Consider the following 14,503-nt stretch of genomic DNA (forward strand, 5'->3'; position numbering starts at 1 on the left):
AACCATAAAAACGGGGCGCCGAGTCGGAGAGCGGGAAATGGAGCAGGCAACTGACATGCTCAATGTCTTTTTAACGGCTGGACTCTAGCCATGGCCGTGCTGTGGGGGCGCGGACATGAGCATCTTGGCGACAATCAAGGATCATAGCGGTAGGATTTACCGCGGCATTCAGGCGCTGCTTGTGGCGAGCATCGCCGCCACGGCGATCGCCGCTTTTGGCCTGACCGAAAATGGCTCCCGTGCCACGGCCCTCGCCATGTCGGTGACGTCGACCAGCCTGGCGCTCCTTGTGCTGATGTATATGCGCTCGAGCGTCGTCCAGCGCCTGCAGTCGGCGGCGGACGCTGAGGCTGAGAAGCACCGCTTTCTCGGCATCGACGCAATGACCGGCGCTATGACCCGGCGCTATTTCCTCGACGCGTTGAGCGACAGGCTGGGCACCTTGCGAAACCGGCGGCAAGCGAGCCTTGTGTTGATCGACCTCGACCACTTCAAGCAGCTCAACGACACCTTCGGCCACCAGTTCGGCGACCTTGCCCTCGCCTATCTGGTCAAGGAGGCGGAGCGCATCTTTGCCGACGGCATTATCGGACGGCTGGGCGGAGACGAGTTCGGCGTCATCGTCCCGCATGACGACGCGGCCGCCATCAGCAAGGACGCGCGCCGGCTGCTCGACGCGATGCGGGCCGGAAAGCGGCACGAAGGCAAGATCATTCCGCTGTCGATCTCGTTGGGGGTTGCGCTGGCGCCGTTGCACGCCTCAAACTCCACGGAACTGATGTTGCTTGCCGACCTGGCGCTCTATGAAAGCAAGGCGGCAGGCCGGGGCCGCGTCACGGTCTTCGATGAAGAGATGCTGTCGGACAAGCGCTATCGCCGCCTCGTCGAGCGCGAGCTGCGCGCCGCCATCTATCTTGGCGAACTGGAACTTCATTATCAGCCGATCGTCGGCACAGAGGGCTCCATCGACGCGCTCGAGGGCTTGATCCGCTGGCGCCATCCCGTCCGCGGCCTGATCTCGCCGGCCGAATTCATCCCGATCGCCGAGCGCTCGACCTTGATCGACATGATCGGCGAGTGGGTTTTCAAGCGCGCATGCGCCGATATCGGTCACTTTCCGGGGCGGCGCATCTCGATCAACGTCTCGGGCGAGCAGTTGAAGCGCGATGAGATCGTGACGATGTGCGAGCGCATTCTGCGCGAGACCGGCCGCTCGGCATCCGGGTTCATCATCGAGATCACCGAGACGGTCGCGACCGCCGCGACGCCGGAAATCCTCAGGCGCCTGGAAGCCTTGCGCGGGCTCGGCTTCCATATCGCGCTCGACGACTTCGGCACCGGTCATTGCGGCTTCAACTATCTGAAGACCCTGCCGATCGACAGCGTCAAGATCGACCGCTCCTACATCCGCAGCCTCGCTCACGACCAAGTGGCGCAGATCTTTGTTTCGGCGCTCGCCCAGATCGCGCGCATCCAGGACATCGCCATCGTCGCCGAAGGCGTGGAAACGGCGGAGGAGTTCACCCTTGCCCGCACGGCCGGCTGCGGCCGCTTCCAGGGCTATTTCTTCGGCAAGCCGGCGCCGCGCGACAAGGCGAGCGCGCTCTGCGCCGCCGACAGCCGGCCGCTCGCCCTCAGCGCCTGACAAATCGAGCACCTGATAAAACCAAAGCCGGCGCATTTCCTATTTTTCTTGCCCTCTCCGCGAACCCGTGTGACGATGGCCTTGGGCAGGTGGTGAGCAACAACCCAGCCCGCGACGGCCGAACAGGCCGGCCGCCGCTCTTCACAGAGTGCGATCGGACGCAAAAACCGGTTTCCACTTTTTGCTGATCGCTCTCTTGGGAACGCCTGAGTGGAGGTCAGCCATGGGTACTCGCGCCGGAGGACGACGCACGGGACCGAAATGCATTGCCATAGTCGGTCCCTTCGCAAGCGGTAAGACGACACTTCTCGAAGCAATCCTCGCCCGCACGGGCGCCATCCCCCGCCAGAATCCCGTCTCATCGGGCAACACCGTTTCCGATCACTCGCCGGAGGCCCGCGCCCACGCCATGAGCGTCGAGGCGACCTTTGCCACCACGGAGTTCATGGGCGAGCAGTTCACCTTCGTCGATTGTCCCGGCTCCATCGAATTCGCCTTCGAGGCCGAGCCGGTGCTTGCCGCCTGCGATGTCGCCGTGGTCGTGGCCGAAGCCGACGAAAAGAAGATTCCCGCGCTGCAACTCATCATTCGCAAGCTAGACGATCTCGGCGTGCCGCGCATCCTGTTCCTCAACAAGGTGGACAAGGCGATCGCCGGCGTGCGCGAGACGCTCAAGATGCTGCAGCCGGCAAGCTCGGCGCCGCTGCTGCTGCGCCAGATCCCGCTGCGCAAGGACGGCGTCGTCATCGGCTCGATCGACCTCGCGCTGGAGCGCGCCTATGTGTACCGCGAATACGCCGAAAGCCAGGTGGCCGAGATTCCGGACGACGACAAGGCGCGCGAGCTCGAAGCCCGCTTCTCGATGCTGGAGACGCTCGCCGACCATGACGACCAGCTGATGGAACAACTGCTTGAGGAGATCGAGCCGCCGAAGGATGCGATCTTCGACGACCTTGCCGCCGACCTCCGCGCCGGTACGGTGACGCCGGTGCTGATCGGCACCGCCGAGAAGGGCAACGGCGTGCTGCGCCTGCTGAAGACTATCCGCCACGATGCACCGAACGTCGAGGCCACCCGCAAGCGCCTTGGCGCGCCCGACGGCACCCAGACGGTCGTGCAGGTGATGAAGACCATCCACACCCCGCATGGCGGCAAGCTGTCGGTGTCGCGCGTGCTTTCCGGCCAATTGGCCGATGCGGCCGAGCTTTTCCTCTCCAACGGCGACACGACCAAGGTCTCCGGCATCTACAAGATGCTGGGCAAGGATCAGCTGAAGCAGTCGTCCGCCATGGCTGGCGACACCGTCGCGCTCGGCAAGATCGACAACGTCAGGACCGGCCAGACGCTGAGTTCGGCCAAGGGCGGCATCAAGCCGCTGTTCACGCTGGAGCCGCCGCAGCCGGTGTTTGCCTTCGCGCTGCGCCCCAAGGAACGCAAGGACGAGGTCAAGATGTCGGCGGCTATCCAGAGGCTTGCCGAAGAAGACCCCTCGCTCAACCTGCACCACAACCAGGACTCCGCGGAAACCGTGTTGTCGGGGCATGGCGAAATGCACCTGCGCGTTGTGCGCGAGCGCCTGGAGGGCAAGAACCAGATCCCGATCGAAGGCCATTCGCCGGCGGTGCCTTATCGCGAGACGATCCGCAAATCCGCGCAGCAGCGCGGCCGCCACAAGAAGCAGTCGGGCGGCCACGGCCAATTCGGCGACGTGGTGATCGAGATCAAGCCGCTGCCTCGCGGCTCAGGCTTCCAGTTCACCGACACCATCACCGGCGGCGTCGTGCCCAAGACCTACATCCAGTCGGTGGAGACGGGCATCCGCGACTATCTGAAGACCGGTCCACTCGGCTTCCCCGTGGTGGATGTCGCCGTCAACCTATCGGACGGCTCCTACCATGCGGTCGACTCCTCCGACATGGCCTTCCAGATGGCGGCAAAGCTGGCGATGAAAGAGGGCATGGCGGCCTGTTCGCCGGTTCTGCTGGAGCCGATCATGAAGGTCGAAATCGTCACGCCATCCGATGCAACCTCGAAGATCATCGCATTGATCCCGCAGCGGCGCGGCCAGATCCTTGGCTATGACGCGCGGCCCGACTGGCCCGGCTGGGACGTGGTCGAGGCGACCATGCCCCAGGCCGAGATCGGCGACCTGATCATCGAGTTGCGTTCGGCGACGGCGGGCGTCGCCAGCTACAAGGCCGGCTTCGACCATATGGCCGAGCTGACGGGGCGCCTGGCCGACGAGGCGATGAACGCCAACGGCAAGGCTGCATGACTGATTTTGGTTGAAGAAATGAAAACGGCGCCCGGATCATCCGGACGCCGTTTCTTATTGCGGACCGTCTTCCTGGGAGGCAACGGCAGGTCCGCCGCATCAGGAAATGGTTCGGACGCGGTAGCTGCCTGAGCCCGGCCTGTTCGAGTGATGCCCCCATCTCCCGAACGGACCAACCGCGTCCTATCGTCTACTTAATCGATAGAGTGCGTCCGCGACATGTTACCCGATGTTACATGTCACTGTTACGTGGCTTTCGCTCACCCATTTCCGGTCTAGCCGTGATCTCGGCGCAACAAAAAAGCCGGATCAATAAAGATCCGGCTGAGTTTGATTGGAAGTGCCGATTAGGGCTAACCTCCAGAGGGGAACACTCGAGGGCGCTAATGGGAGGAGAACGCGCCCTGGAGATGAACTATATATGTGCTCATCATGCCCAAGAAACAAGCATCTATTTTGCAACACACGCATGCAAAAAGACGCAGGCTGTGGTCCAACCCGTCCCAGGAACCGATAGGACCAGAAAAAATCGCCGAATCGTGTGCTTTCCAGCGTGAAAGCGATTGTTGATATGCAAATCAGGTCCGATTCTGCCCCGTAAACCACGTGAAATCGAAATGATGCGGATTCGGGCAGGCTGCGTTTACTTTTGCGGCAGGAGGGACTGATGCGAACTTTTTCGGCAATCGCCGGCAGCGCGCTATTCCTTGTTGCGGCACCCGGCGTGGTTGCAGGGCTGATACCCTGGCTGCTGACCGACCATTATCGCATGCCGCTGTCCACCGTGCCCGGTTTCGTGCCCGTAGGCTGGATACTTGTGGCCGGGGCGGCAGGGATCCTGGTTCACGCCTTCGCCCGCTTCGCCCTCGAGGGACTTGGCACGCCCGCTCCCGTGGCTCCGACCGAGAAACTGGTCGTCGGCGGCATCTATCGCCACGTGCGTAACCCCATGTATGTCGCGGTGCTGTCGATCATCCTCGGCCAGGTGTTCATCTTTTCGAGCGCAGCCGTGTTCGTCTACGGCCTGATAGCTGCAGCAGCGATGATCTCCTTCGTCAAAGTCTACGAGGAGCCGACGCTCGCCCGCCGCTATGGCGCCGAATACGAAACCTACCGCCGCGCCGTTCCCGGCTGGCTGCCGCGCATCACACCCTGGCGCGGATAGCAATTGCGCCCGGCCGCGTTTCAGAACGACCAGCTGCGCGCCTTGGCGATGATGAAATCGCGGAACACATGCAGCTTGGCCTGGTTCTTCATCGCATCCGGATAGGCGAAATAGGTGTCGAAGGATGGCACCTCGGTCTCCGGCAGCAACTGCACGAGGTTCGAATCCTTGTTGATGACGTAGTCGGGCAGCATGGCGATGCCGGCGCCGCCCTGGACCGCGCGCTTGATCGAGAGGATATCGTTGATCTGCAGCGTCGGCACCCTTTTTCCGCCCTCGAAATCGCCGACCGTCTCCAGCCAGTTCAGTTCCGACAGATGCGAGGGCACCGGCACGCCGAAGGTGACGATGCGATGGTTCCTGAGCTCGGCGATCGAGGCCGGCTTGCCGAACTTCGCCACATAGGAGGGTGCCGCGTAGAGATGGAAATGCACAGTGAACAGCCGGCGCTGGATGAGATCCGGCTGCTGCGGCTGCCGCAGCCGAATGGCGCAATCGGCCTGGCGCATGGTGAGGTCGAGTTCCTCGTTGGCGAGGATCAGCTGCAGGCTGATCTCCGGATACAGCTCGATGAATTCCTGCACCCGCTCGGTCAGCCAGCCGGCGCCCAAACCCACCGTGGTCGTCACCCTCAGCACGCCGGAGGGGCGATCCTTGGTTTCGGTCAGCCGCGACTTGATCGTCTCCAGCTTCATCAGCACGTCGTGCGCCGTGCGGAACAGCATCTCGCCCTGCTCGGTCAGCACGAGGCCGCGGGCGTGGCGATGAAACAGCGCCACGCCGACGTCATGCTCCAGCGCGCTGACCTGCCGCGAGATTGCCGATTGCGACAGATGCAGCGTCTCGGCGGCATGGGTGAATGACCCAGCCTCCGCCGCAGCGTGAAACACGCGTAGCTTGTCCCAGTCCAGCGCCATGATTCCCCTCGTGTTGCCTTTGGCGTCTGAATGAAAAATCAGGCTTTTGAACGGCGTTCTTCAGCCGATCGATTATTCCGCCGCTTCGCGGTGGACTTCGATCCCCGCCAAATATTTCTCCGCCTCGAGCGCGGCCATGCAACCGAGCCCCGCCGCCGTCACCGCCTGCCGGTAGACATCGTCGGTGACGTCGCCGGCGGCAAATACGCCGGGCACGTCGGTGCGGGTCGAATCCGGCGCCGTCCACAGATAGCCGTTCGGCTTCTGCTTGAGCTTGCCGGCGAAAAGCTCGACCGCCGGCGCGTGGCCGATCGCGACGAAGACGCCGTCGACCTGCAGCCGCGATATTTCTCCGGTCACCACGTTGCGCAGCTTCAAGCCCTCGACCGAAGGCGGCAGCGGCGCCTTGCCCGGCTGTCCGGTGATCTCGTCGACGACGGTATCCCAGATGACGCGGACATTGTCCTTCTTGAACAGCCGCTCGCGCAGGATGCGCTCGGCGCGGAAATCGCCGCGCCGGTGAATGACGGTGACGCTCTTGGCGAGGTTGGCGAGGTAAAGCGCCTCCTCGACCGCCGAATTGCCGCCGCCGACCACCGCGACATCCTTGCCGCGATAGAAGAAGCCGTCACAAGTGGCGCAGGCAGAGACGCCGAAGCCCATGAAGGTCTGCTCCGACGGGATGCCCAGCCACTTGGCCTGCGCGCCGGTGGCGATGATCAAGGTGTCCGCGGTGTAGACGGTGCCGGAATCGCCGGTGGCGCGGAACGGCCGCACATTGAGGTCGACCTCGGTGATGATGTCGTTGACGATGTCGGTGCCGACATGTTCGGCCTGCTTCAGCATTTGCTCCATCAGCCAGGGACCCTGGATCGGATCGGCAAAGCCCGGATAGTTTTCGACATCGGTGGTGATCATCAGCTGGCCGCCCTGCTGCAGACCAGCGACGAGCATCGGCTTCAGCATGGCGCGAGCGGCATAGATCGCCGCCGTGTAGCCGGCCGGGCCGGAGCCAATGATGAGAACGGGCGCATGTTTGGTATTCATGAAAAAAGTCCCCTGCGGCTCGAGGCCGTGGTTTGTCGCCGGTAATGTAAGTGTTGCCCGGCAAGCCAGCAAGGCAGCTTGGCCTTCGTCCCCGGAAAGCTGCGTCACATGCATACGGGGCCATATCGTGGCCCCGAAGCAGAAAAATCATCGCAAAGGGATGGCCTCCCGCGCGAAACCAAATTACAAAATCGCGAAAGATTCTTGCGCGAAAGCCGATCATGCCGCTCAAAGCCGATCTCGACGCTATCGACTGGAAGATCCTGCGCGAGCTCCAGAACGACGGCCGCATGACCAATGTCGAGCTGTCGAACCGGGTCGGCATCTCGGCGCCGCCTTGCCTGCGCCGCGTCAGGCGGCTGGAGGAGGCCGGCATCATCCGCGGCTATCGGGCGCTCCTCAACGCGCCGGCGCTCGGCATGGATGTCGTCGCCTTCTGCCTGATCGGCCTGCACCACCAGGCCGATGCCGAGCTGAAAACCTTCGCCGAGCGCACGCGCGGCTGGCCGATCGTGCGCGACGCCTGGATGGTGTCGGGTGAATCCGATTTCCTGCTGCATTGCGTGGCGAGCGACCTCGGCACGTTCCAGACCTTCGTCATCGAGGAGCTCGCTTCGGCGCCGAATGTCGACACGGTGCGCACGGCGCTGACCATCCGCCGCGTGAAGGACGAAGGGCTGGTGGCTTTTCCGAGCTGATCACCACGCCGGCTTCCCATAAAAGCGCTGGAAACCAACGACCTGGCGCTCGACGTTGAATCAGGATGCGATCAGAGCGACCGTATCGCGGCCAGCAGGCCGTCGAGATCGCGCGCGTCGCGCAACGGCGCAACCGCGAGCCCGTCCATCGTCGAGGCCTCGCCATCGACCAGCCAGCCGCGTGTGAGGCCGGCGCGCCCGCCCGCTTCCATGTCGGCAGGCTTGTCGCCGATAATCAGCGATCGCTTGAGATCGAGGCCAAGGTGGCGCCCCGCCTCGAGCAGCATGCCCGGATTGGGCTTGCGCATCGGATGATCGGAGACCGCCAGCGGATCGGAACCGGCCTCGTGATAGGCACAGGCAAGCACCATATCGACAGTGGCTTTGCTCTCGGCAAGCAGGTCCAGCACCCGCTGGTTGACGCGGGCGAAGGCATCCCAGTCAAAATAGCCGCGCGCGATGCCGGACTGATTGGTGACCACGACGACCGGGACGCCGGCCCGGTTGGCGGCCTCGATCGGCGGCAGCATCTGCGGCCTGAGCACAATGTCGGCCGGATCGCTGGGGTAGTCCGTATCGACATTGATGGTGCCGTCGCGGTCGAGGAAGAGCGCCGGCAAACCCGTCGGAAAAATCCTTGCTCCAATCCGCTCGACCCATAGGCCGGGCTCGACAAGCGGATAGGATACTTTGTCCTCAGCCATTGCTGAGACGCGCTTCCACCGCCTCGCAAAGATGGTGGTAAAGGCACAGATGCCCCTGCTGGATGATCGGCGTCGAGGTCGACGGCACGTTGAGCAGGATGTCAGTCAGCGGCTTCAGCTTGCCACCGGCGTCGCCGGTCAGACTGATCACCGTCATGCCCATCGCCCGTGCCTGCTCGGCTGCGGCAAGGATGCTCGGCGAGTTGCCGCTGGTCGAGATGGCGAGCAGCACCGCGCCCTCGGACCCATGCGCCTCGACCTGACGCGAGAATACGGTGTCGAAGCCGTAGTCGTTGCCCCAGGCGGTCAGCACCGCCGCATTGGCGGGCAGCGCGATGACATTGTAGGCCTTGCGCTCCTTGAGGAACCGGCCGACCAGTTCTCCGGCGATATGGATGGCATCGCTCGCCGAGCCGCCATTGCCGCAGATCAGCAGCGCCTTGCCCTGCGACAGCGCCGTCACGACCGTGCTCACCGCGCGTTCCATCTCGCCGGTGAGGTCGCGCTCAACCATCGCCGTGATCGCCGCCGCGGAGCGGACCAGATAGTCGTTCAGCTCGGACATGAAACCCTCAATTCGTGCCGCCGGCGCGCAACTTGCCGATGGTGTTGGTCGTGCTCTTGCCGGCGACGAGATCGACCAGCACCACGCGTCCGCCCGCCTCCTGGACCACGTCGGCGCCGACCACGGTCTCGATCGTGTAATCCGCGCCCTTGACCAGGATGTCGGGCTTGAGCGCCTCGATCAGCGCCAGCGGCGTGTCCTCCTCGAAGACGACGACGGCATCGACCGAGGCAAGCGCCGCCAACACGCAGGCGCGGTCATGCTGATCGTTGACCGGACGTCCGGGACCTTTCAGCCGGCGCACCGAGGCATCGCTGTTGAGGCCGAGCACCAGCCGGTCGCACTGGCTGCGCGCGGCGTGCAGCAGGCTGACATGGCCGGCATGCAGGATGTCGAAGCAGCCATTGGTGAAGCCGACCGACAGCCCCTCTTCCTTCCACGCCGCCACCATCCGGGCCGCGGCATTGGCATCCAGAATGGCGTCCTGGTGGACGACAGGCCCATGCGAGCGGAACAGCGCGCCGGAGAGCTCCTCGACGGTCAGCCGCGCCGTGCCGCGCTTGCCGACCACGACGCCGCCGGCGGCATTGGCGATTGTAGCGGCCTGCACGCGATCGGCGCCGGCGGCCAGTGACAGCGCGAAGGTCGCGATGACCGTGTCACCGGCGCCGGACACATCGAACACTTCGCGCGCTTGCGTCGAGATGTGGCGGGCATCCTCGGCGGTGACGACGCTCATGCCCTTTTCACTGCGTGTGGCGACGATGAACTCGAAGTCATGCGCGGCGATCAGGTCGCGCGCCGCAGCGACGATCTCCTCGTCGCCAAACACCGCACGTCCAACCGCTTCGCCAAGCTCCTTGCGATTGGGCGTGACCGCCGTCGCCCCGGCATAGCGCGCATAGTCGCGACCCTTCGGGTCGACCAGCACCGGCTTTCCGGCATCGCGGCAGATCGCGATGAGCTCACCGGCGACGCCGTCGAGCAGGATGCCCTTGCCGTAGTCGGACAGGATGACGATGTCGGCGCGCGCGAGTGCGGCCTGGAAATGGTCGATGAGCTTCGCCCGCTCCGCGGCGGTGAGCGGCTTGATCTCTTCCTCGTCGAAACGCAGCACCTGCTGGTTGAGCGCGCTGAAGCGGCTCTTCGAAGAGGTCATGCGGCCGTTCTGCTGTAAGAGGCCGTCGGTATCGGCGCCGAGATCGCCGAGCATGCGCATGAGGCTGTCGCCGGCCTGGTCGGCGCCGATCACAGACACCGGGATCGCGACGCCGCCCAGCGAGACGATGTTGGAGACGACATTGCCGGCGCCGCCCATGGCCAGCATCTCGCCCCTTCCGTGCAGCACCGGGATCGGCGCCTCCGGCGAGATCCGCTCGATGACGCCGCTGACGAAGCGGTCGAGAATGAAGTCGCCGACCACCAGCACGGTGACGTCGCCGAAGCGGGCGATGGCGCGATGCAGGGTTTCCGGGGAAGGCAGATGGTGCTTGATCATCTCACTGGCACGCGCCTGAAGGGCGGTTCTTGATCAGGGTTGCAGCACCGGAATTCCGGCGCCCGTCATTCTTCGCGATGCCGATATACCGCAATTCTGGCCAGCGCAACGGCAGGCCGGGACGCACACGGCCAAGGCCGGCGGACGGATCAGCTCTTTTGCAGGGCGACATGGACGCCGAGACCGACAAGCACGGCGCCACCCGCGCGCTGCATCAGACGCTGCGCGCGGCCCGAGCGCCGCAGCCGCGCAATCATCGCGCCGGCCAGGAAGACGCAAACGATGTCGGCCGACGAAAACATCAGGTTGACGATGGTTCCCAGCACCACGAACTGCAGCCAAACCGGAAAAGTCGCCGAGGCATCGATGAACTGCGGCAGGAACGCCATGAAGAAGATGGCTGTCTTGGGATTGAGCACCTCGACCGTGACGCTCTCGAAAAAGGCGCGACGGGCCGATTTTCGCTCGATGACCGGGAGCGTTCCGTCTCCTTGCGTCTTGGCGCGGAACAGCGAGACGCCGAGCCAGATCAGGTAGAGCGCGCCGACGAGTTTGACGGCCAGGTAAAGCGCCGGCACGGCGTGGAACAGCACGGACAGGCCGGTCGCGGCGGCAAGAACATGCATATAGCCGCCGAGGTGGATGCCCAGCGCGGCCGTGAGCCCCGACCAGCGCCCGCGCGCCATGGTCTGCGCCGCCGCATAGAGCATGGCCGGACCGGGAATGTAGGCAAAGATCGCCGTGGTGGCGAAAAAGGCGATAAGCAGTTCGGTCGATGGCATTGCCTTGCTCCTGTCGCGATCCCGTCGGTCGCCAACGCATCACCCGGCTGGGCGGCCCGCGCGAGTGAAGCGTGAGCTTTGCGGCGCGACTGTGGCCGAGCGAGCGTCCTGCAGGTGTTTGACATGCTTTGTCGACACTCCTGCCAGCCTCCCCTATAAGGGCCGGAATCGATAAGCGAAACCAGAGGCCTTCATGATCATCGTCACGGGCGGCGCCGGCATGATCGGCTCCAACATCGTCGCCGCGCTCAATGCCGAGGGGCATGACGACATCGTGGTCGTCGACGATCTCACCGATGGTCACAAGATCGCCAATCTGGCCGACCTCCACATCGCCGACTATCTCGACAAGGACGAATTTCTGGCCCGCCTCGAGGATGGCGGGCTCGGTCGCATCGAGGCCGTCTTCCACCAGGGCGCCTGCTCGACCACCACCGAATGGAATGGCAAGTTCATGATGGAGGTGAACTACGCCTATTCGAAGCGGCTTTTGCATGCCTGCCTCGGACTGCGCGTGCCCTTCCTCTATGCCTCCTCGGCTTCGGTCTATGGCGGCGGCAGCGAGTTCCGCGAGGAGCCGGAATTCGAGCGGCCGCTCAACGTCTATGCTTATTCGAAGAAGCTGTTCGACGACTATGTCCGCCGCAACGTCTTCGATACCGACCATTCGCAGGTTGCCGGCCTGCGCTATTTCAACGTTTACGGGCCGCGCGAGTCGCATAAGGGCGCCATGGCCTCGGTCGCATTCCATCTGTTCAACCAGGTGGAGCGAGGCGAAAATCCGAAGCTGTTCGGTGCTTATGGCGACTTCGGCCCGGGCGAACAAAGCCGCGACTTCATCCATGTCGGCGATGTGGCCGAGGTCAATCTGTGGCTGTGGAAGCGCGGCTCGAGCGGCATATTCAACTGCGGCACCGGCCGGGCCCAGCCATTCCGCGCCATCGCCGAAACGGTGATCGACACGCTTGGCAAGGGTGAGATCGAGTTCATCCCCTTCCCCGACCATCTCAAGGGCAGCTACCAGAGTTTTACGCAAGCGGATATGTCCCGCTTGCGCGCGGCCGGCTACAATGGCCAATTCCGGACCGTGGAAACCGGCGTCAGAGACTATGTCCAATGGCTGAAAGCCCAACGATCCTCGTGATCGGCCCACGCTGGGTGGGCGACATGGTGATGGCCCAGTGCCTGTTCGCGGCGCTGAAGGAAAAGCATCCGAATGCCGCGATCGACGTGTTGGCGCCCGCTTGGGCAGCGCCGCTCGTCAAGCGCATGCCCGAAATACGCTGTCAGATCGATTTTCCGCTGATGCCCGGCGCGCTTGAATTCCGCAGCCGCAGGCGCTTCGGCCGCCTGCTGCGCGGCCGCTACGACATGGCCTATGTGCTGCCGGGAAGTTGGAAATCGGCGCTGATCCCGTTCTTTGCCCGCATTCCCCGCCGCGTCGGCAATTTGCGCGAAATGCGCTACGGCCTTTTGACCGACATCGTTCCTTTGCCCGACGCCCTTAAGCGGCGCACCGCGCGGGCCTATTTCGGCCTAGCGCGCGGCGGCACGTTTCGCGCGCCGAAACTTACCGTCGATGCGGTCAACCAGGCCGATCTCCTGGCCCGGTTCGGGCTCGACGCGAAGCAGTTCGTCGCCTTGATGCCGGGCGCCGAATTCGGCCCGGCAAAGCGCTGGCCGAGCGAACACTATGCCGAGCTTGCCCGTGGATTGATGGCAAAGGGCCTAGGTGTCGCCCTGCTCGGCTCGAAGAACGACGCCGAGGTCACCGGCGAGATCGCAAGGCTGGCACCAGGCGCCATCGATCTTGCCGGCAGGACGAAGCTAGAGGACGCCATCGACCTGATCGCCGCGGCGAAGCTTGCAGTGTCGAACGACAGCGGGCTGATGCATGTCGCGGCCGCCGTCGGCACGCCGATCGTCGCCGTCTACGGCTCGACCTCGCCCGAGAATACGCCGCCGCTCACAGATCGCTCCGAGTTGATCTGGCTGCATCTTTCCTGCTCGCCCTGCCACAGCAAGGTCTGCCCGCTCGGCCATCTCAACTGCCTGAAAACGCTCGACGTCGCGAGGGTGGCCGCCGCGGCCGACCGGTTGCTTAAGGTTCCCGCGGCCGCATGAAGGCGCTGATCGTCAAGACATCGTCGATGGGTGATGTCATCCATACGTTCCCGGCAGTCGAGGATGCGCTCCGCAATCGCCCGGACATGAGCTTCGACTGGTGCGTGGAAGAGGCCTTCGCCGGCATCGTCGCCTTGCATCCGGCGATAAAGTCCATCCAGAAGGTGGCGATCCGGCGCTGGCGCAAGAAGGCGTTTGACGGCGACACATGGCGGGAAATGACTGGCCTCCGCCACGCGCTACGCGGCGCCCGTTATGACCTGGTCATCGATGCCCAAGGCCTGCTGAAGTCGGCCGTGGTCGCCAAACAGGCTGGCGCACCGATCGCCGGCTTTGACCGTTCGAGCGCCCGCGAGCCCTCGGCCACACTGTTCTACGATCGCAAATACGCCGTGCCGCGCGACCTCCACGCCATTGAACGCACACGGCGGCTGTTCGGACAGGCCTTGGGCTATCAGCCGGACCTTACGATACTCGACTCTGGCATAGTGCCGCCGGCAGGGGGACTTTTCAGGGTCGAAGATGAAACGGTCGAAGGTAAAACAGCCTTCCTGCTGCACGGCACCAGCCGCGAGGACAAGAAATGGCCGGCAGATGACTGGATCGAGACCGCGCGCCAATTGGCGTCCAGGCAATTCACGCCCGTGGTCACCTGGTCGAACGAAGCGGAAAAGGATGTGGCAGAAGCGATCGCCGGTGCCGTGCCAAAGACGATGCTGGTTCCGAAATCGCCGCTGGGCAAGATTGCCGCAATTCTCGGTCGCTCGACGCTCGTCATCGGCGCCGACACCGGCCTCACACACCTCGCCAGCGCTTTCGGCCTGCCGACCGTCGCCATATTCCTGGCGACGGAGCCGGGCCTTACCGGCCCGCGCGGACCATTCTCGTCGACCTTATTGGCGCCTGCCGGCGGTAAGGTCACGCCGGCCGAGGCGATGGAGGAGGCTGAACGGCTGATGGCGCAGCGCGCAATTGCTCAGGCCCAGCACTGATGGAAGTCTGGCAGTCGCCAAGGTTGGCGCTGCCCCTTGTATCTGCACGGACAGAGATTTGTGCGATGGAAGCGACTGAGCCTCGAACCGG

The 14,503-nt window shown here is 64.0% G+C and carries 13 protein-coding genes; 7 read left to right on the forward strand and 6 right to left on the reverse strand.

The window, feature by feature from the left end:
• Nucleotides 1-115 precede the first annotated feature (115 nt).
• The 3 genes from RFM40_RS30790 (at nucleotide 116) to RFM40_RS30800 (ending at nucleotide 5,085) form a co-directional block, all read left to right on the forward strand.
• On the forward strand, nucleotides 116-1,645 hold the full coding sequence (locus RFM40_RS30790) for a putative bifunctional diguanylate cyclase/phosphodiesterase (RefSeq protein ID WP_320229995.1): 1,530 nt from the start codon (nucleotides 116-118) through the stop codon (nucleotides 1,643-1,645).
• A 223-nt stretch (nucleotides 1,646-1,868) separates the two neighbouring features.
• On the forward strand, nucleotides 1,869-3,920 hold the full coding sequence (locus RFM40_RS30795; RefSeq protein ID WP_320229994.1) for an elongation factor G: 2,052 nt from the start codon (nucleotides 1,869-1,871) through the stop codon (nucleotides 3,918-3,920).
• Nucleotides 3,921-4,587: 667 nt separating this feature from the next.
• Entirely contained in the window at nucleotides 4,588-5,085 is a 498-nt protein-coding gene (locus RFM40_RS30800) for a methyltransferase family protein (protein WP_320278847.1), read from the forward strand.
• A 20-nt stretch (nucleotides 5,086-5,105) separates the two neighbouring features.
• Here RFM40_RS30800 and RFM40_RS30805 read toward each other — a convergent pair whose 3' ends face one another.
• Both RFM40_RS30805 and trxB read right to left on the reverse strand, forming a co-directional pair.
• On the reverse strand, nucleotides 5,106-6,002 hold the full coding sequence (locus tag RFM40_RS30805; protein ID WP_320229992.1) for a LysR family transcriptional regulator: 897 nt from the start codon (nucleotides 6,000-6,002) through the stop codon (nucleotides 5,106-5,108).
• Between the two features lie 72 nt (nucleotides 6,003-6,074).
• Complete coding sequence (gene trxB, locus RFM40_RS30810) at nucleotides 6,075-7,049, reverse strand: thioredoxin-disulfide reductase (RefSeq protein WP_320229991.1); 975 nt, start codon at nucleotides 7,047-7,049, stop codon at nucleotides 6,075-6,077.
• Nucleotides 7,050-7,270: 221 nt separating this feature from the next.
• On the opposite strand from trxB, the gene RFM40_RS30815 reads away from it, so the two are divergent.
• Nucleotides 7,271-7,747, forward strand: coding sequence for an Lrp/AsnC family transcriptional regulator (locus RFM40_RS30815; protein ID WP_278207224.1), 477 nt, complete (start codon nucleotides 7,271-7,273; stop codon nucleotides 7,745-7,747).
• Between the two features lie 71 nt (nucleotides 7,748-7,818).
• Here RFM40_RS30815 and RFM40_RS30820 read toward each other — a convergent pair whose 3' ends face one another.
• From RFM40_RS30820 to RFM40_RS30835, 4 genes are all read right to left on the reverse strand, one after another.
• Nucleotides 7,819-8,451: a D-glycero-alpha-D-manno-heptose-1,7-bisphosphate 7-phosphatase gene (locus tag RFM40_RS30820; protein ID WP_320229990.1), complete on the reverse strand. Its 633-nt coding sequence runs from the start codon at nucleotides 8,449-8,451 to the stop codon at nucleotides 7,819-7,821.
• On the reverse strand, nucleotides 8,444-9,016 hold the full coding sequence (locus RFM40_RS30825) for a D-sedoheptulose-7-phosphate isomerase (RefSeq protein WP_320229989.1): 573 nt from the start codon (nucleotides 9,014-9,016) through the stop codon (nucleotides 8,444-8,446). The genes RFM40_RS30820 and RFM40_RS30825 overlap by 8 nt, the downstream gene beginning before the upstream one ends.
• A 7-nt stretch (nucleotides 9,017-9,023) precedes the next feature.
• Complete coding sequence (gene rfaE1 / locus RFM40_RS30830; protein ID WP_320229988.1) at nucleotides 9,024-10,514, reverse strand: D-glycero-beta-D-manno-heptose-7-phosphate kinase; 1,491 nt, start codon at nucleotides 10,512-10,514, stop codon at nucleotides 9,024-9,026.
• Between the two features lie 149 nt (nucleotides 10,515-10,663).
• Nucleotides 10,664-11,296, reverse strand: a complete 633-nt coding sequence (locus RFM40_RS30835) for a LysE family translocator (protein ID WP_320229987.1) — start codon at nucleotides 11,294-11,296, stop codon at nucleotides 10,664-10,666.
• A 193-nt stretch (nucleotides 11,297-11,489) separates the two neighbouring features.
• Between RFM40_RS30835 and rfaD the strand changes: the two genes are divergently transcribed.
• From rfaD to waaC, 3 genes are read left to right on the forward strand one after another with little or no spacing between them, the layout of a single operon-like run.
• Nucleotides 11,490-12,440 (forward strand): ADP-glyceromanno-heptose 6-epimerase, encoded by a 951-nt coding sequence (rfaD, locus tag RFM40_RS30840; RefSeq protein WP_320229986.1) that lies wholly within the window; start codon nucleotides 11,490-11,492, stop codon nucleotides 12,438-12,440.
• Nucleotides 12,413-13,420: a lipopolysaccharide heptosyltransferase II gene (gene waaF, locus RFM40_RS30845; protein ID WP_320229985.1), complete on the forward strand. Its 1,008-nt coding sequence runs from the start codon at nucleotides 12,413-12,415 to the stop codon at nucleotides 13,418-13,420. Before rfaD ends, waaF begins: the two co-directional genes overlap by 28 nt.
• Nucleotides 13,417-14,412, forward strand: coding sequence for a lipopolysaccharide heptosyltransferase I (gene waaC / locus RFM40_RS30850; RefSeq protein WP_320229984.1), 996 nt, complete (start codon nucleotides 13,417-13,419; stop codon nucleotides 14,410-14,412). The genes waaF and waaC overlap by 4 nt, the downstream gene beginning before the upstream one ends.
• Nucleotides 14,413-14,503 lie beyond the last annotated feature (91 nt).

The organism is Mesorhizobium captivum (assembly GCF_033977165.1).
GTDB lineage: Bacteria > Pseudomonadota > Alphaproteobacteria > Rhizobiales > Rhizobiaceae > Mesorhizobium > Mesorhizobium captivum.